Raw genomic sequence first — 17087 nt, 5'->3', positions numbered from 1 at the left:
GAACAAAACGAAACACGGAAACTTATATTGATGAACAGCGTTCATCAATTCTCCATAGAAAGGAGGTGATCCAGCCGCACCTTCCGATACGGCTACCTTGTTACGACTTCACCCCAATCATCTGTCCCACCTTAGGCGGCTGGCTCCAAAAAGGTTACCCCACCGACTTCGGGTGTTACAAACTCTCGTGGTGTGACGGGCGGTGTGTACAAGGCCCGGGAACGTATTCACCGCGGCATGCTGATCCGCGATTACTAGCGATTCCAGCTTCATGTAGGCGAGTTGCAGCCTACAATCCGAACTGAGAACGGTTTTATGAGATTAGCTCCACCTCGCGGTCTTGCGACTCTTTGTACCGTCCATTGTAGCACGTGTGTAGCCCAGGTCATAAGGGGCATGATGATTTGACGTCATCCCCACCTTCCTCCGGTTTGTCACCGGCAGTCACCTTAGAGTGCCCAACTTAATGATGGCAACTAAGATCAAGGGTTGCGCTCGTTGCGGGACTTAACCCAACATCTCACGACACGAGCTGACGACAACCATGCACCACCTGTCACTCTGCTCCCGAAGGAGAAGCCCTATCTCTAGGGTTGTCAGAGGATGTCAAGACCTGGTAAGGTTCTTCGCGTTGCTTCGAATTAAACCACATGCTCCACCGCTTGTGCGGGCCCCCGTCAATTCCTTTGAGTTTCAGCCTTGCGGCCGTACTCCCCAGGCGGAGTGCTTAATGCGTTAACTTCAGCACTAAAGGGCGGAAACCCTCTAACACTTAGCACTCATCGTTTACGGCGTGGACTACCAGGGTATCTAATCCTGTTTGCTCCCCACGCTTTCGCGCCTCAGTGTCAGTTGCAGACCAGAAAGTCGCCTTCGCCACTGGTGTTCCTCCATATCTCTACGCATTTCACCGCTACACATGGAATTCCACTTTCCTCTTCTGCACTCAAGTCTCCCAGTTTCCAATGACCCTCCACGGTTGAGCCGTGGGCTTTCACATCAGACTTAAGAAACCACCTGCGCGCGCTTTACGCCCAATAATTCCGGATAACGCTTGCCACCTACGTATTACCGCGGCTGCTGGCACGTAGTTAGCCGTGGCTTTCTGGTTAGGTACCGTCAAGGTGCCAGCTTATTCAACTAGCACTTGTTCTTCCCTAACAACAGAGCTTTACGACCCGAAGGCCTTCATCGCTCACGCGGCGTTGCTCCGTCAGACTTTCGTCCATTGCGGAAGATTCCCTACTGCTGCCTCCCGTAGGAGTCTGGGCCGTGTCTCAGTCCCAGTGTGGCCGATCACCCTCTCAGGTCGGCTACGCATCGTCGCCTTGGTGAGCCGTTACCTCACCAACTAGCTAATGCGCCGCAGGTCCATCTATAAGTGACAGCCGAAGCCGCCTTTCAATTTCGCACCATGCGGTGCAAAATGTTATCCGGTATTAGCCCCGGTTTCCCGGAGTTATCCCAGTCTTATAGGCAGGTTACCTACGTGTTACTCACCCGTCCGCCGCTAACTTCTTAAGAGCAAGCTCTTAATTGGTTCGCTCGACTTGCATGTATTAGGCACGCCGCCAGCGTTCATCCTGAGCCAGGATCAAACTCTCCAATAAAGTGTTTGTCTAGCATCATAAATAAAAATTGACGTTTCACGTTGTTTGTTTCGTTCAGTTTTCAAAGAACTTGTCCGCCGCTCAATTGCGACTTCCTTATGTTAGCATCTTTGTTTTTTGATGTCAACATTGTTTTTTATTTCTTTTTCTTTTCGCTTTCTGCTGTTGTGCATCAGCGACGTTTATTAATATAGCATGGTGAAAATCGAAATGCAACATCCTTTTTAAATTTTTTTATAAAAACTGTCCAACTTCCCTTCCTTTTACCATATACATAAAATATAAGCTCGTCTATTACCTCACTTTACAGGAAGGGATACAAATGGAACACTTCGATTTATTACTCAAGCTAGGCCTCTCTGCCATTTTAGGATTTGGGATTGGTTTAGAACGGGAATTAAAGCGCAAGCCACTAGGCCTCAAAACTTGCTTAGTTATTTCTATTATTAGCTGTTTACTTACCATTGTTTCAATTGAAGCAGCTTATAACTTACCAAGCTCCGTCTCAAACAGAATCGGCATGGATCCCCTCCGCTTAGCAGCTCAAGTTGTATCAGGAATCGGTTTTTTAGGAGCAGGCGTTATTTTACGAAGAGATAACGATAGCATCGCAGGCCTCACCACTGCTGCAATGATTTGGGGAGCATCTGGAATTGGCATCGCAGTCGGAGCTGGTTTTTATCTAGAAGCAATTTCCGGCATGTGCTTTCTTATGATTAGTGTAGAACTTATTCCTTTTGCAATGAGTGTTTTAGGACCAAAGTCACTTCGTCAACGCGAGATTGCTGTAAAACTCGTTGTGAATAGTATGGAAAGCATCCCTATCGTTATCGAAGACATCAAAAAGATGGATATAAAAGTTAAAAATATGAAACTCAAAACGTTAGAAAATGGAGCTCATTTTCTACAAATGAAAATATCTGTTGACCAAAAAATGCATACAGCTGACGTGTACTATGCCATTCAGCATCTTGAAAGTGTACGACAAGCCGAAGTTGAAAGCATGTGAAGACTCCCTTATTCCTATGAGGGGGTTTTTCTTCTTTTTATAATGGTAACACTATAACCATATTGATTGGAGAGGAGCTGCAGACATTGAATGCACGGAGTAGTATTTTAGACACATTCCGCAACTCTATCATTTTACGATTGGTTACCCTAATTACTGGATTCATTATCCTCTTTGGATTTCTTATACACAAATTAGAACCACTCCACTTTCCAACATGGTTTGACGGCATATGGTGGGCGCTTGTCACAACGTTCACTATTGGATACGGCGATTATGTTCCTCACAGTGTACCTGGAAGAATACTCGCAATTATTCTTATTTTATTAGGAACTGGATTCGTCTCCTATTATATGATATCGTTCGCTACGGAAATGATTAGTAAACAATATATGAAAATAAAAGGTGAAGAGGCTGCCTCTTGTCATGGTCATATGATTATTGTCGGTTGGAATGAACGTGTTAAGCATGTTGTAAGTCAACTGCACGTATTACAACCAAACCTTGATATTGTTCTTATAGATGAAACGCTTCCTCTACTCCCTAAGTCATTTCATCACTTACAATTTATTAAAGGCTGTCCTCATCATGATCATATTTTACTCAAAGCAAATATTCGTACCGCACATACCATTTTGATTACAGCTGATAAAGAAAAAAGTGAGAGTTCTGCTGATACACAATCTATTCTAACCATTTTAACAGCGAAAGGATTACATCCAAATATTTATTGCATTGTTGAAATGCTAACTTCCGATCAAATTCGAAATGCAAAACGAGCTGGGGCGACAGAAATTATTGAAGGAAATAAATTAACAAGTTATGTATTTACCGCTTCCCTATTATTTCCTTCGATTTCAGAGGTGCTGTTTACAATTTATAATGAAATTACTGCAAATAAATTGCAGCTTACGCATATCCCTCAGACATACGCTGGTGAAACATTCGAATATTGTAACAGTGCTTTATTAAAACAAAATATACTATTACTTGGTATACAACGCGACGGACAATATCACATAAATCCAGTTCACTCACTTACTCTGCAAGAAAATGATTCACTCATTGTCATTAAACATTAAAGAGATATTCTTCTAACTCTCGAACTATAGCTTTGCCAATATCAATATATTTAGCTTGCATGTCCCCATCTGCATCTTTCGGTTCTGCAAACTGATCGAAAGACGATAAGCCTGCTGTGAATGTATTTACCTCATCATCTAGTTCATCTTGGTACACATGCGAAAGAAGATAAGGTGTATCAAGACGAACGATAACTCCGTTTACATCAAGCTCTCCTTCAACGGCTGTAAACGGTAATCGTAAAAATTGATATCCATCTTCCTCATCTATCTTATAATCAAAACAGCCTTTCTCATAATCCCAATTCCCACCGATTGTATAACCGAGCGGCTTTAATATTTCTTCTAACTGGAAAAGAGCGAATGTTTGTCCTTCTAACTTCGAATGAATCCGAATCAAATGTATCATCCTTTCTAGATTTTTTTAGCATACCCATTTCGCGCTCCATATATCGGCGCTTCGACATGATATAAAGTGAAACTTCCATCAGTGACGCTTTTCTCACTGATGGAGAGCTCTCACCAATCGGGCTTTTACGGGCAGTTTTCTTCCCCGCCCTTCTCCAGCCTTTACTGCCCGTTAATGCGGGATAAAGACCTTGCGACAACATTCGACGCACATTCATCAAAAAAAGCTGTTGGGATAATCCCAACAGCTTTTCTTATTTCAAACGTTCTTCTAGTTCTGCTTTTAGTTCTTCGAATCCTGGTTTTCCAAGTAGAGCGAACATGTTTTTCTTATATGCTTCTACGCCTGGTTGGTCAAATGGATTTACGCCTAATAAGTAGCCGCTCATCGCACATGCTTTTTCGAAGAAGTATACAAGATAACCGAATGTATACTCATTTAGTTCAGGAATATTGACGATTAAGTTTGGTACACCGCCATCGCTATGTGCAAGCAATGTTCCTTCGTATGCTTTTGTGTTAACGAAGTCCACTGTTTCACCAGCAAGATAATTTAATCCATCTAAATCGTTCTCATCTAATTCAATTTTTAGTTCGTGTGTAGACTTTCCTACTTTTAGAACTGTTTCAAATAGATCACGGCGTCCTTCTTGAATGTATTGACCTAAAGAATGCAGGTCAGTTGAGAAGTTTGCAGAAGATGGGAAAATACCTTTTTGATCTTTTCCTTCACTCTCACCAAATAATTGTTTCCACCATTCAGCAAAATATTGAAGTGCTGGTTCGTAGTTAACAAGCATTTCAATTGTTTTACCTTTATTGTATAAAGCATTGCGTACAACTGCATATTGATAAGCTGGATTTTCTTCAAGTTCTGATTTCGCAAAATCATCACTAGCTACAGCTGCCCCTTGCATCATTTCTTCAATATTTAAACCACTTACAGCAATCGGCAATAAACCAACTGGTGTTAATACAGAGAAGCGACCACCAACGTCATCTGGAATCACGAATGTTTCGTATCCTTCTCCGTCGGCTAATGTTTTTAAAGCACCGCGCGCTTTATCTGTCGTTGCATAAATACGTTTACGCGCCTCTTCTTTTCCGTATTTCTCTTCTAATAGCTTACGGAAAATGCGGAATGCAATTGCAGGCTCTGTTGTTGTACCTGATTTAGAAATAACGTTAATAGAGAAGTCCTTACCTTCTAATACATCCATTAAATCTTTCATGTAAGTGGAGCTAATGTTTTGTCCAACAAATAGCACTTGTGGAGTCTTGCGTTGTTCTTTAGACAGCGTGTTGTAGAAAGAATGGTTTAGCATTTCAATTGCTGCTCGCGCTCCTAAATAAGAACCACCAATCCCAATAACCAGTAAAATTTCAGAGTCATTTTTAATTTTCTCAGCGCATTTTTGAATGCGAGCAAATTCCTCTTTATCGTATGCAAGCGGAAGCTCTACCCAACCTAAGAAGTCACTACCTGCTCCTGTTTTTTCATGAATTGCATGGTGTGATACTTTTACTGCATCACGTAAATATGTTAATTCTTGTTCACTGATGAACGATAACGCCTTTGAATAGTCAAACGTTACATGTGTGCTCATCTTTTTCCCTCCAATACAATATGTATATGTATTTCTGTCTTCACTTTAGCGAAACCACAGTTGTAAATCAAGTGAACTACAAATTGTAAGCGTAGCCAATTTATTTTTTTACAAAATCGTCATAACTTCCTTTTTTCGGTCTAGACAAGTATACAATAAGAAATTTTAATTTTTTGGGTATAAGAACAACAAAAGGTATCCATTCTATAAAGGAAGCTTCATTAAACGAGTGAATGTATCTCGTTTTTGCTTCATCATTTAAGGAGGGACTGCTTAAAATGAGTACATTACAACGCATTGCCTTAGTATTTACGATTATTGGCGCAGTAAACTGGGGACTCATTGGCTTCTTTCAATTCGATTTAGTAGCAGCTATCTTTGGAGGGCAAGATACAGCATTTGCTCGAATTATCTATGGTATTGTGGGTATTTCAGGTTTAATTAACCTTGGCTTATTATTTAAACCTTCTGAAGAACTTGGAACACACCCAGAAGCACGTGAAGTACGATAAATCTAATACCATTCTAAAATGATATGATAAAACATACATCTCCACTTGTTTTCACACAAGTGGAGATCTATGATGCTTTACTAATTTCTGACATACGGATGTTTCTTTATACTGATTACAAATGCAGCAAAAGAAATGTTTGATTATTTTATATCATAATGTATCACATTCACCGATTATTTGGTGAAAAAGAAATAAAAGCAGAGAGCTATGCTCCCTGCTTTTATTTTGTGATTTGAGATTCTTCAATCCACTCTGTTAACTTTTCTCGCAATGTGTTAAATCCATTTGCAGAAGGATTCGGTATACGCACCTTTCCTTGTTTACGTTTGGCAGCCTTCAATGATAGACTCATTTTTCCGTTCTCTCTATTAACTGAAAGCACCTTTACTTCTACTTCATCCCCAACTTTTAAAAAATCATGAATATCTTTCACATACCCATTTGTAATTTCAGATATATGCACAAGACCTTGCGTTTCTTCATCTAATGCAACGAATGCTCCGTAATCTTGAATTCCTGTCACTTTTCCCTTCACAACCACTCCTGTTGTGTATTTGTCTGACATAAGAAACACTCCCATATGTTTTACCTTTTGTATTAGTAAATTATACCACTTACTAGCATTTCATTCAAAAATCATGAAAAAATTTTCCTTAACATGTATAAATCTTCAAATATCGGGATAAAATACTAACACATGGCTTTCTAGTATTCCCCCCTTTTATGGACAAAACGTATTATGTTTTGTCCTTTTTTCGTTCTCCATAAACCGTTTCATGCGTTTCATCGCTTCCATAAGTTGTTCAAGTGATGTTGCGTATGAGCAGCGAATGAATCCCTCACCGCTCTCGCCAAACACACTTCCAGGTACAACAGCGACTTTTTCCGCTAATAATAAACGTTCGGCAAATTCCGCCGAAGATAATCCCGTTGAACGAATTGAAGGAAATACATAGAATGCTCCGCCTGGCATATGACAATCTAGTCCCATTTCATTAAATGAAGTCGCCATAAAGTTTCGGCGTTGTTTATAACTCTCACGCATTCGAACAACTTCTTGTTCTCCAGAGCGAAGTGCTTCTAATGCTGCAAATTGCGACATCGTCGGCGCACACATCATAGAATATTGATGGATCTTTAACATCAATTCCGCAAAATGTTGAGGGGCTGCGATCAAACCTAGGCGCCAGCCTGTCATCGCAAACCCTTTTGAAAAACCAGAGATTAAAATTGTATGATCACGCATATGTTTCACACTCGCAAAGCTTGTATATGTCTCATCATAGACAAGCTCTGCATAAATCTCATCGGATAGTACGATTAAATTGTATTTCTCTATAATGACCGCAAGTTTTTCTAATTCTTCTTTATTTAAGAGCGTTCCTGTCGGATTGTTTGGCGAACATAATAAAATCGCTTTCGTGTTCGATGTAATGGCAGCTTCAATCTGCTCCGGCTGCACTTTAAATTCATCCTCTGGAGATGTGGAAACAGGTACCGGTACCCCGCCAGCCAACGTAACAAGCGGTGCATATGATACAAAGCTTGGTTCAATAATAATAACTTCATCACCAGGATTTACAATTGCACGCATTGCGACATCTAACGCCTGGCTTGCTCCAACCGTTACAATAATTTCTTCTTTCGGATCATAAGATACTGCAAATTTTTTTCTAAATATTTTGCAATTTCTTCGCGAAGCTCTAATAATCCAGCATTCGCAGTATATGCCGTATATCCTTCTTCTAATGAACGAATGCAAGCTTGTCTTACATTCCAAGGCGTTACAAAGTCCGGCTCGCCAACACCTAATGAAATAACACCTTTCATACCCGCCGCTAAATCAAAAAACTTACGAATACCGGACGGTTGTAAAGATTGTGCTACTTTTGATAATTCAAATTTACTCATGGTGCCACCACAATTCGCTTATCATCATCTTTGTTTTCATATATAATTCCTTCATGCTTATACTTTTTCAAAATAAAATGCGTTGTCGTCGATACAACAGATTCAATTGTCGCTAACTTTTCCGCTACAAATGTCGCAACTTCAGCCATCCCTTTTCCTTCTACAGTAATGGAAAGGTCATATGTACCTGACATTAAGTAAACTGACTTCACCTCTGGATATCGATAAATTTGCTCCGCTACCGCGGCAAATCCAACGCCGTGCTTCGGTGTAACTTTCACATCAATCATTGCTGTTAAACCTGTATGTTCTTTTACCTTTGTCCAATCAATCAGCGTAACATAGTCTACAATCACTTTTTCCTTTTCTAATTTTTCAAGGATTGCTATCACTTCTTCTACATCTATGTTTAACATTTTGGCTAATGTTTCTTCAGATAATCGGCTATTCTTTTCAAGACAAGCTAACAATTCTAATTCTTTTTCTGTCATCATATTCGTCCTTCCCTTTTTGTGTATTTTCTAAATTATACAGACTGCTTTTCCTATTTGAAAAGAAGATTTTTTCAGAGAATTATGTAACAATAAGGTGAAACTTCTATCAGTGGGTTTTTTCTTCATCTCCTACTAATGGAAAGCCCACTCAATCAGACTCTTAAGGAGCAGTTAACTCTCATCTATCTTCTTTGTCTCTTCATAATCTTAGGGTGAGGGACTTACTGTTCAAAAGTAGCGAATAATATAGAAAGGTGATGAAATCATGAAACAAAGAGTATACATCGCAGAACAAGTTCCTGCCTTTGTTGAAGAATACATTGCTGAGCATTATGAATATGAGGCATGGGATAAAAACGAAAAAATCCCACGCCACGTACTATTAGAAAAAGTAAAAGATGCACATGGACTATTAAATTTCGGGGCAACCATTGATGAAGAATTACTCCAAGCAGCTCCGCAGTTGAAAGTAGTAAGTAATATTTCTGTCGGCTATGACAACTTCGATATCGAAGCTATGAAAAAAAGAAACATAATCGGAACAAATACACCGTACGTGTTAGATGATACTGTCGCTGATCTTGTATTTGCATTAATGCTATCTGCCTCTCGCCGTGTTTGCGAACTTGATCGTTACGTGAAATCCGGAAAATGGGATGCAGAAATTAGCAAAGAGCATTTCGGCTTAGACGTTCACCATCAAACAATTGGAATCATCGGCATGGGTCGCATCGGAGAAGTCGTTGCCAAACGTGCGAAATTCGGATTCGATATGGACGTTTTATACTACAATCGGAGCCGCAAAGAAAAAGCAGAACGCGAGCTTGGCGCAACATATTGCGAATTAGAAACGTTACTGCAAAAAGCAGATTTTATCGTTCTACTTACACCATTAACAGAAGAAACTCATCATTTAATTGGAGAAAAAGAATTTAATATAATGAAAGAAACAGCTGTTTTTATTAATGCGTCTCGTGGTAAAACGGTGAATGAAACAGCATTAATCGAAGCGCTGCAACAACGAAAAATTTTCGCGGCAGGCATTGATACATTTACACAAGAACCAATTGAAAAAGATAATCCATTGTTATCTCTACCAAATGTCGTTACGCTCCCTCACATTGGTTCTGCAACGTTAAAAACACGACAAAATATGGCGATGACAGCAGCAAAAAACTTAGTAGCTGGATTGCAAGGGAATACCCCTCCAAATCTCGTCAATGAACTGAAATAATCAATAAAAAGACAAGACCACATCACGGTGGTTTTGTCTTTTTTATGCATTTGGTTTTCTTCCTGCTTTCCCTTCTTCCACGGGATAATTTCCCCTAACAAGGAGATGATATGAACAAAAAACAACGGAGTGATGAAGATGGAAAACGAAGTTCAACTCCCTCACTTCACCTTTTCTACAAGAGGGGTAACAATTCATTATGAGCTTTACCAGTCTTTCAACACAGAAGAAAAGCCAACCTTTGTCTTAATTCACGGTTTTCTCTCTTCAACCTTTAGCTATCGGCGTCTCATCCCACTGCTCGCTCAGCAAGGGAATGTTGTCGCTCTAGACTTACCGCCATTTGGAAAAAGCGATAAATCGTATCATTTCACATATTCCTATAAGAACCTCGCAACGATTGTTATTGAACTCATTGAACATTTACAGAAAAAAACGTTATTTTAGTGGGGCATTCAATGGGCGGACAAATTGCGTTATATATAAACCGGTTGCGGCCTGATTTAATCCAAAAGACAGTTCTTTTATGCAGTTCAAGCTATTTATCACGAGCAAATTTGCCGCTTATCTACACTTCTTATTTACCGTTCTTTCATTTATACGTAAAAAATTGGATTATACGACGAGGCATCATCCATAATTTAATGAATGTTGTTCATGATCATTCTTTAATCGATGATGAAATGATGCAAGGCTATGCAGCACCTTTTTATGATAATCGTATCTTTCCGGCACTAACCCGCATGATTCGAGATCGCGAAGGAGACTTAACATCAAAAGAGCTACAACAAATTAAGACACCTACTTTGCTCATTTGGGGAGAAAAAGATCGTGTTGTTCCTATTAATGTTGGATACCGATTACATAATGACCTACAGCATTCACACTTTATCTCTTATGAAGACACAGGACATCTATTACCAGAAGAAAAGCCGGAACACGTATATGAAGAAATTATGACCTTCTTAGCAAATTGAACGCACTTGGCGCATACCAGCACTAAACCCTCGAATAGCAGGATAAAGAAAGAGGCTGACACCCAAAAGTCTAACTTCTATGACCTTCTGGATTTCAGCCTCTTTCTCCCGCTACTTACGAGCACTATACTTAAGACAATTCTTATGAAAGAAGCGTCCGTAAGAGCCCGATTGGTTCAACTAACCTTTTGGAGAAGAGCGCTCCAAAAGGAAGTTTCACTTTATAGCGTACAGCTTCCGCCACCTTTTAATAGTAACAATTGTTCTGCTAACCATTGACACTTTTCAATAGGTAATGTTTTTTCAAATGATAGCAAATAAATGTGCTGTATTTTCTTTGCGATATATTTCGCATCATCAAATGTACTTACAATGTAGACGATATCACTTGCTTCTGTTTCATAAAATTCTGGCCCCATTCGAAACGGATCCCAACTCTTCACAAAATCTATCATTTTCTCATACGTCCCCATACACTTCCCGCCTTTTTCTTATTTTCCACTTTTCTTTATCGTATCATATCAGCTATGCTAGAAGAAATGAGAGAACATTCAGTACTTTTAACCTATTATTGAAAGGAGTAACAAATATGGGGAATTTTAACGAAATGGTAAATCGCCGCGGGACAGATTCCGTTAAATGGGATACACATAAAAACGAGGAGCTTCTTCATGCCTGGATTGCAGACATGGACTTCCCTGTTCCTTCACCAATTCAAGACGCCTTAAAAAACCGGTTACAACACCCGATTTTCGGTTATAACACTTCAAGTGAACAAGTAAAAGAAGCAATTTGTCATTGGGTAAAAACACATTATAATTGGGTCATTGAAAAAGAATGGCTTGTCTTTAGCGCTGGCATCGTTCCTGCACTTAGCGTTTCTGTACAAGCTTTTACTGAAAAGCAAGATTCAGTACTTGTACAGCCGCCTGTATATTCACCATTTTTCGAAATGGTAACAACAAATAGTCGTCAAGTACTTACCAATCCATTGCGCCTAGAAAACGGTGTTTACAAAATGGATTTTGAACAATTAGAGAAACAATTTCAGCAAGGTGTAAAACTGATGTTCCTGTGCAGTCCGCACAATCCGATTGGACGTGTATGGACAGTGGAAGAGTTAACTAAACTCGGTACGCTCTGCGAATTATATGATGTAATCGTCGTTGCAGACGAAATTCATGCTGATATTATCTTTAATGGACGCAAGCATATACCACTTGCCTCTTTATCAGCAAACTTAGCAGAGCGAACTGTTACATGCATCGCTCCAAGTAAAACGTTTAATATTGCTGGACTGCAAGCATCGGTTATTATTATTCCAAATGAAAAGCTGCGAGATGCCTTTACCGCTGTGCAGCATCGCCAAGGCTTTCATGGCTTAAACACGTTTGCTTACGCAGCAATGCAAAGTGCATACACAGAATGCAATGAATGGCTAGCAGAGCTGTTACCTTATATAGAAGAGAATGCACAATTTGCATGTGACTTTATTAAACAGCATATTCCGAAACTATCCGTCATTCAGCCAGATGGTACATTCTTACTTTGGATTGATTGTTCCAAACTTGGGCTGACTCAAAATGAGCGAATGGAATTATTAGAAAAAAAGGGAGAATCATTGTAGAGCCAGGAGAAAAATTTGGTGTTGGCGGTGAGCAACACATTCGTTTAAATCTCGGCTGTCCACGCCCTGTATTAGAAGATGCGCTCCGCCGCTTACAATGCGCGTTTTCATGTACTTCCAAGGAAAAGCTATCTATGTGACTTAAGCCTGGTTATTATACATTCCAACTTTCTTTGATTGAACTACCCCCACCTATCTTCTTTGCTTTTCTCTGAATCTTGAGGTGGGGGTCTTACTGCCCGTTAATGCGGGATAAAAATCCGCTGCTGCGCCAAACCAGAATCTGTATGGTGATAGATTCATATAAGATCCGACGCAGTAGCGGTAATTAAAATTTTCCGAAGTCAAAAAATTATAGCGAACACAAAAAGCGCAGTAAGGAGAAAAACCAAACTCAAATAAATTAACGTACAGCGTCTGAATGCAGAAAGTGGAACACCAGAAGCTTGCGCATAATGGGAAGCAGTCAAACCAGCCAAAATACCCATAATGACAAACCACGGTTCGTAAAACAAGAGATCCCATATAGCTAAGCTATGGACATCGAGTACAGCCCAGCCAGGGAAGTTAATTGTAATGACACCTGCCAAAAGCATAGCTTTTGTAATCATGCCACTGACTCCATGAGCAATTAAAAAGGCAGTTCCGATAAGAGTAGGAATTAATAAAATAAGACGATGGATCTTTCTGCCTCCTATCAACGGCACCCATTTCGGAATGACCTTTCCACATGGTTTGATAAGTGTAAGCAAGGCAAATCCACATAACATGATGATGACACCAGCGATGTAACTTGCCATGTAAAATGATTTAGGGTCATTAAGTTGGCCCGAAAAGCCTATATTCCCCCTGCCGCTTCATAAAATCGAACAAAAACTGCATACATAAATGCCAATAGGCAACCAACGTAACCAGGCCATACCGCTTTCTTTGTAAAGCGTTCAAAAACATTCAATATTTGCACGGAAGATTCTCCATTATTCGTTATTTTGTTCATATTCATGCAACTCTCCTTTTTCTGCTTCAATTTTGATCGTCTCTCCCACAATGCGTACACTTACCACGCCGACGATAATAGTAAGCGATGGCAGCAAGACCAAGTGCTACTCCCCATGGCACCCAGAAAAGCATTGGTCCAATCGTCCACCCTATCTGACTGAAGAAGATATTGTCGACTGGTATAAGGTGAAATGTCACAGCAAAAAAACAAAAGGTAAAGACAAATCCGGCTGCAGTTACAGCAATGGCTACAATAGAAGCTGGAACTACCGCGAGCATGATGGGGACTCTTTTACCGCCAATGAACGGAAACCAACGGGGGAATATTTCGCCCCATTTTTGAATCAAACCAAGTGTAAGAATCCCTCCGCCTACACAAACAAATCCAAATACCCATGCTGTTATCTGTGCCATGGGGTTGACTTTTAAAAAATCGTGTAGGAATTGCGGGTCCATATTAAGTGCCCACGCAAAACGTGTGAGGGCATAAGGAATAGGTGCGAGAGCCGCGATAATGGTTAGCCATCTACCCCAGCGTACCAATACAAATGCGTTTCCGTTCTCTGTCCGCCCGCAATATTCACAAGCATCACGGGTCCTACGTTGATATGCAACAGCAGTCATGATCCAAAGCAGAGCACCTATAATACAAATAATCTGATTGAGCATAATCCAGTTAAAAGCAAACTTAAATAAAAAGGCATAAGCCATGACCTCGATTAGACTAATATCAGGAACAAAAAGGAGCAAGGCAACGGCAAAGCACCAAGCAAAAGTAAGGAATAGCCACCGAAGAAGAACACCTCTCCCCGTTTTTTGCATGGCTACGCCAATCACTATTCCTAGTAAACAAAGAATAACAAAAATGAGGCCTCCAACTTTGGAGGGAAGATAAGTAACCATAGCCGCAAACAAATCCATTTCACCACGTTTGAAGGGATACCCCGCCCCTCCAAGTAACCAGTAAAGCTGTACAATCCCGTAGAGCAGTGACCATCCCGCAGCGCCATATCCAATCCATAAGGGCCATCGTGTAAAGCCTTTTCTAGTTTTTTCTTCAATTATCGGTGATGAAGTCTCCATTGAAATCATCCTCTTTTCTTTACTATTGTAAACACCTACGACCTGAAGCTAAGGAACCAACCAGATAGGGTATTGGTATTTATTTATGTTTCAAAATTTAACCCCACCATCATTCTAATCAGTGAAGGTTAAAATGATGGTGGGGTCTAGTTTAAATTTCGTTTAACTTTTGTCAGGTGAGCTAATGCATGTACAGTGCTTATTTTGTTTACAGTTCAATTTTTTCATATAGATAAATGCGAGTGCCGTTCGTCGAACTTGCTATTTTCCATTCCAGATTCATTTCTTGGAGCATCAATGAAACAATGGATAAACCAATTCCAGCTCCTTTTTCACTGGAGATGCTATCCATTCCAGGGCCTTTGTCCTCAATAACAATAGCAGTCCTTCCATCTAACTCTTCCAAACTTACACCAACATACCGTCCGGCTTTTGCGTGTCTAACAGCGTTCTGGAATAGATTATCTAATATACGGGTAAACCAGTGCGGATCAACATTCCACGTTAAAGCTTTTTCTGCCAAATGAACTTCTACTTCAAATCCTTCCTTTTCAAATACAGGAAACCACCCTGCAGCGGAAGTCCGGGTTAATCGGATAATATCTGTCTTCTTCTGTTGCAAAGTATATTTTCCCGCCGATAATAACGTGTAGGAAAGAAGGTTTTCGAGCAATTGGCTAAGAGCATCCACCTTACTTTCAATCAAATGAAGTGATTCCTTCCCTTTAGGAGATAAAGTTTCCTTTTGCAATGAATAAGCATGTCCACGGATGGTGGTGAGTGGTGTCCGTAAATCGTGTGATATATTAGCAATCAATTGTTTACGAAGAACTTCCTCCTCCAGTTCACGTTTCCTACCGTTTGTCAACTCGTCAATCATATGATTGAATGCCGACCCTAGTTGCGCGATTTCGTCCTTTTTACGAACGAGAATTTTCTGAGGAATGCCGTTCTCATCGACTCCGGCCATTGCGGTTTGTAGTTGAACGAGCCGCCTGCGAATTTTCGAGAAAAATACCCAAGATGCAATTAGAAAAATCGCAAAGACAAGCACAGCATATACTAGTAAAAACTTATCATCGATGAAGGACACGCTGGCTGGTTGTGTAACGGAAAGAGGGACTTGAAAAACCATAAAGCCTTGACTCTGGTCGCCGCCAATAAAAGCAATCATTGTGAACAGGTTATTATCAACATTTTTCTTCATAAACTTAGTGCTTTCCTGAAACGTCCATTGGTCAGGTATACTCTTTTTTCGGGAAGCTTGAGCTGTGTTTTGCCTGCGGCGTCAACCCAAAACATTGTCGCCATTGAATACCGTTCTTTTAACGAACGAAGTTGTTTGTTCACTTGATCCGGGGGCGCCCCGTCCAACTTTGCTGCCTCATCATTCCACATTTGTTCCAACTTTTTTGTATCCATATACTTGACCTTTTGGTACATCTCCTTGTCTAGTGTATATTTCGGCAAGTAATAAAGAGGTAAAACAAACGGCCATAAAACGAGCGCAGTTGTAATGATCAACAAATATCTAGCTAACAGCGAATGTCGGAATTTCATTGTTTCACCCTGTATCCAATACCGCGAATTGTTTCAATTATTTGTGGTTGACTTGGCTCCTGCTCTATTTTTTCGCGTAAATGGCGGATATGTACCATTAAGGTTTTATCTCCTTCGATATACGGATTTCCCCATACAGCCTCATAAATTTGTTCTTTTGTTAAGATTTGGTTTGGATGACGGAGTAAATAGGTGAAAATTTGAAACTGCTTAGCCGTAAGTATGACATCATTATTCGATCTGGAATCCACAATGCGGTTCTCATTCAAATAAATGCGGAGATGTGATAGTACAATGAGCGGGGAGCATATCTTGTCAAACCGCCTGAGAAGCACTTCCACCCGTGCCGCGAGTTCATCGGGGTGAAAAGGCTTTGTCATATAATCATCTGCAAACTGCAGTCCCTGCAACTTATCATCAATCGATGATCTGGCGGATAGCATTAAAATAGGAGTCTTTGGAAAATCCTTTTTCAATCGCTGTCCAACTGAAAAGCCATCCAATCCTGGAAGCATAATATCAAGAATTACTAGGTCGATTTCCGCCATATGTTCAATGGCACCTTCACCTGAAGTAATCCAAGTTACCTGATAGCCCCGTTCGAATAAATCTTCACATACCCAAGCACCAATTTCCTTATTGTCCTCAATATATAGAAGCTTCTTTTTCATGTAATCCCCTTTCTTTATCCCCCGCCTATCTTCTTCGTTTCTCTCTGAATCTTGAAGTGAGGGTCTTACCGTCCACAAATACAGGGATAAAATGGAAATATTATATATTAATAGGTTATATTAATACAAACTGGGGTATCAAGTAGTAAAACAAATATTTTCAGGTGATAAAGTGAAACTTCCATGTTCGTTCTTCGACTGCTGCTTATCGCCGTGAAATTGTCCGTGCTTTAGCGGATGTCGCACGCGAATATGAGTTACCTTACACAAAGGACCAAATTTTATTGAAACACTTTGTAC

Annotated in this window: 15 protein-coding genes, 1 rRNA gene and 3 pseudogenes; 6 read left to right on the top strand and 13 right to left on the bottom strand. The window is 40.2% G+C overall.

Translation table 11 applies throughout. The annotated features are described in order from the left end of the window. Window positions 1-58: 58 nt before the first annotated feature. Window positions 59-1610, bottom strand: a 16S ribosomal RNA gene (locus ACEWFJ_RS04205). Window positions 1611-1932: 322 nt separating this feature from the next. Between ACEWFJ_RS04205 and ACEWFJ_RS04200 the strand changes: the two genes are divergently transcribed. Both ACEWFJ_RS04200 and ACEWFJ_RS04195 read left to right on the top strand, forming a co-directional pair. Further along, window positions 1933-2619 carry an MgtC/SapB family protein gene (locus tag ACEWFJ_RS04200; protein ID WP_098309214.1) on the top strand — a complete coding sequence of 229 codons (687 nt, stop codon included), beginning with the start codon at window positions 1933-1935 and terminating at the stop codon, window positions 2617-2619. 86 nt (window positions 2620-2705) lie between these two features. Continuing rightward, window positions 2706-3701, top strand: coding sequence for a potassium channel family protein (locus tag ACEWFJ_RS04195; protein WP_473690603.1), 996 nt, complete (start codon window positions 2706-2708; stop codon window positions 3699-3701). On the opposite strand, the gene ACEWFJ_RS04190 is transcribed toward ACEWFJ_RS04195, so the two are convergent. Beyond that, entirely contained in the window at window positions 3691-4101 is a 411-nt protein-coding gene (locus ACEWFJ_RS04190; RefSeq protein ID WP_429706711.1) for a YugN-like family protein, read from the bottom strand. The genes ACEWFJ_RS04195 and ACEWFJ_RS04190 overlap by 11 nt on opposite strands. A 262-nt stretch (window positions 4102-4363) precedes the next feature. Next, window positions 4364-5716 (bottom strand): glucose-6-phosphate isomerase, encoded by a 1353-nt coding sequence (locus tag ACEWFJ_RS04185; protein WP_473690601.1) that lies wholly within the window; start codon window positions 5714-5716, stop codon window positions 4364-4366. Between the two features lie 278 nt (window positions 5717-5994). On the opposite strand from ACEWFJ_RS04185, the gene ACEWFJ_RS04180 reads away from it, so the two are divergent. After that, window positions 5995-6228 carry a DUF378 domain-containing protein gene (locus tag ACEWFJ_RS04180; RefSeq protein WP_098309218.1) on the top strand — a complete coding sequence of 78 codons (234 nt, stop codon included), beginning with the start codon at window positions 5995-5997 and terminating at the stop codon, window positions 6226-6228. A gap of 223 nt (window positions 6229-6451) precedes the next feature. On the opposite strand, the gene yugI is transcribed toward ACEWFJ_RS04180, so the two are convergent. From yugI to ACEWFJ_RS04165, 3 genes and pseudogenes are all read right to left on the bottom strand, one after another. Then, the gene (yugI, locus tag ACEWFJ_RS04175) at window positions 6452-6796 is read right to left on the bottom strand and encodes a S1 domain-containing post-transcriptional regulator GSP13 (protein ID WP_098309219.1); all 345 of its coding nucleotides are present in this window, start codon (window positions 6794-6796) and stop codon (window positions 6452-6454) included. Between the two features lie 156 nt (window positions 6797-6952). Further along, window positions 6953-8142 (bottom strand): annotated as a pseudogene (locus tag ACEWFJ_RS04170) (aminotransferase). Continuing rightward, a complete protein-coding gene (locus ACEWFJ_RS04165; protein WP_473690599.1) occupies window positions 8139-8636 on the bottom strand; it encodes an Lrp/AsnC family transcriptional regulator in 498 nt (165 codons plus the stop codon). The pseudogene ACEWFJ_RS04170 and the gene ACEWFJ_RS04165 overlap by 4 nt, the downstream one beginning before the upstream one ends. A gap of 265 nt (window positions 8637-8901) precedes the next feature. Here ACEWFJ_RS04165 and ACEWFJ_RS04160 point away from each other — a divergent pair, with 265 nt between their 5' ends. Then, window positions 8902-9870: a 2-hydroxyacid dehydrogenase gene (locus ACEWFJ_RS04160; RefSeq protein ID WP_473690597.1), complete on the top strand. Its 969-nt coding sequence runs from the start codon at window positions 8902-8904 to the stop codon at window positions 9868-9870. A gap of 138 nt (window positions 9871-10008) precedes the next feature. Further along, window positions 10009-10847, top strand: a pseudogene (locus ACEWFJ_RS04155) (alpha/beta fold hydrolase). Window positions 10848-11068: 221 nt separating this feature from the next. Here ACEWFJ_RS04155 and ACEWFJ_RS04150 read toward each other — a convergent pair. After that, complete coding sequence (locus ACEWFJ_RS04150; RefSeq protein ID WP_098309224.1) at window positions 11069-11320, bottom strand: DUF1871 family protein; 252 nt, start codon at window positions 11318-11320, stop codon at window positions 11069-11071. A gap of 116 nt (window positions 11321-11436) precedes the next feature. On the opposite strand from ACEWFJ_RS04150, the pseudogene ACEWFJ_RS04145 reads away from it, so the two are divergent. Next, window positions 11437-12614: pseudogene (locus tag ACEWFJ_RS04145) on the top strand (MalY/PatB family protein). A 204-nt stretch (window positions 12615-12818) separates the two neighbouring features. Here ACEWFJ_RS04145 and ACEWFJ_RS04140 read toward each other — a convergent pair. The 6 genes from ACEWFJ_RS04140 to ACEWFJ_RS04115 form a co-directional block, all read right to left on the bottom strand. After that, on the bottom strand, window positions 12819-13244 hold the full coding sequence (locus tag ACEWFJ_RS04140; protein ID WP_473690595.1) for a hypothetical protein: 426 nt from the start codon (window positions 13242-13244) through the stop codon (window positions 12819-12821). A gap of 68 nt (window positions 13245-13312) precedes the next feature. Beyond that, window positions 13313-13477 (bottom strand): hypothetical protein, encoded by a 165-nt coding sequence (locus tag ACEWFJ_RS04135; RefSeq protein ID WP_473690593.1) that lies wholly within the window; start codon window positions 13475-13477, stop codon window positions 13313-13315. A 20-nt stretch (window positions 13478-13497) separates the two neighbouring features. Continuing rightward, window positions 13498-14556, bottom strand: coding sequence for a hypothetical protein (locus ACEWFJ_RS04130; RefSeq protein ID WP_473690591.1), 1059 nt, complete (start codon window positions 14554-14556; stop codon window positions 13498-13500). Between the two features lie 208 nt (window positions 14557-14764). After that, window positions 14765-15763 carry a HAMP domain-containing sensor histidine kinase gene (locus ACEWFJ_RS04125; protein ID WP_473690589.1) on the bottom strand — a complete coding sequence of 333 codons (999 nt, stop codon included), beginning with the start codon at window positions 15761-15763 and terminating at the stop codon, window positions 14765-14767. Next, on the bottom strand, window positions 15760-16116 hold the full coding sequence (locus ACEWFJ_RS04120; protein ID WP_473690587.1) for a hypothetical protein: 357 nt from the start codon (window positions 16114-16116) through the stop codon (window positions 15760-15762). Before ACEWFJ_RS04120 ends, ACEWFJ_RS04125 begins: the two co-directional genes overlap by 4 nt. Next, a complete protein-coding gene (locus ACEWFJ_RS04115; protein WP_473690585.1) occupies window positions 16113-16787 on the bottom strand; it encodes a response regulator transcription factor in 675 nt (224 codons plus the stop codon). The genes ACEWFJ_RS04120 and ACEWFJ_RS04115 overlap by 4 nt, the downstream gene beginning before the upstream one ends. Window positions 16788-17087: the final 300 nt, after the last annotated feature.

This window comes from Bacillus sp. EA-CB0995 (genome assembly GCF_055814245.1).
This window is presented reverse-complemented; position numbering and strand designations above follow the sequence as displayed.

What these genes read in the sequence shown, in the direction of transcription:
- ACEWFJ_RS04130 (WP_473690591.1), bottom strand. Translation starts at nt 14,556, where the DNA reads ATGGAGACTTCATCACCGATAATTGAAGAAAAAACTAGAAAAGGCTTT.
- ACEWFJ_RS04135 (WP_473690593.1), bottom strand. Translation starts at nt 13,477, where the DNA reads ATGAATATGAACAAAATAACGAATAATGGAGAATCTTCCGTGCAAATA.
- ACEWFJ_RS04140 (WP_473690595.1), bottom strand. Translation starts at nt 13,244, where the DNA reads ATGTTATGTGGATTTGCCTTGCTTACACTTATCAAACCATGTGGAAAG.
- ACEWFJ_RS04180 (WP_098309218.1), top strand. Translation starts at nt 5,995, where the DNA reads ATGAGTACATTACAACGCATTGCCTTAGTATTTACGATTATTGGCGCA.
- ACEWFJ_RS04150 (WP_098309224.1), bottom strand. Translation starts at nt 11,320, where the DNA reads ATGGGGACGTATGAGAAAATGATAGATTTTGTGAAGAGTTGGGATCCG.
- ACEWFJ_RS04200 (WP_098309214.1), top strand. Translation starts at nt 1,933, where the DNA reads ATGGAACACTTCGATTTATTACTCAAGCTAGGCCTCTCTGCCATTTTA.
- yugI (WP_098309219.1), bottom strand. Translation starts at nt 6,796, where the DNA reads ATGTCAGACAAATACACAACAGGAGTGGTTGTGAAGGGAAAAGTGACA.
- ACEWFJ_RS04115 (WP_473690585.1), bottom strand. Translation starts at nt 16,787, where the DNA reads ATGAAAAAGAAGCTTCTATATATTGAGGACAATAAGGAAATTGGTGCT.
- ACEWFJ_RS04125 (WP_473690589.1), bottom strand. Translation starts at nt 15,763, where the DNA reads ATGAAGAAAAATGTTGATAATAACCTGTTCACAATGATTGCTTTTATT.
- ACEWFJ_RS04120 (WP_473690587.1), bottom strand. Translation starts at nt 16,116, where the DNA reads ATGAAATTCCGACATTCGCTGTTAGCTAGATATTTGTTGATCATTACA.
- ACEWFJ_RS04165 (WP_473690599.1), bottom strand. Translation starts at nt 8,636, where the DNA reads ATGATGACAGAAAAAGAATTAGAATTGTTAGCTTGTCTTGAAAAGAAT.
- ACEWFJ_RS04185 (WP_473690601.1), bottom strand. Translation starts at nt 5,716, where the DNA reads ATGAGCACACATGTAACGTTTGACTATTCAAAGGCGTTATCGTTCATC.
- ACEWFJ_RS04160 (WP_473690597.1), top strand. Translation starts at nt 8,902, where the DNA reads ATGAAACAAAGAGTATACATCGCAGAACAAGTTCCTGCCTTTGTTGAA.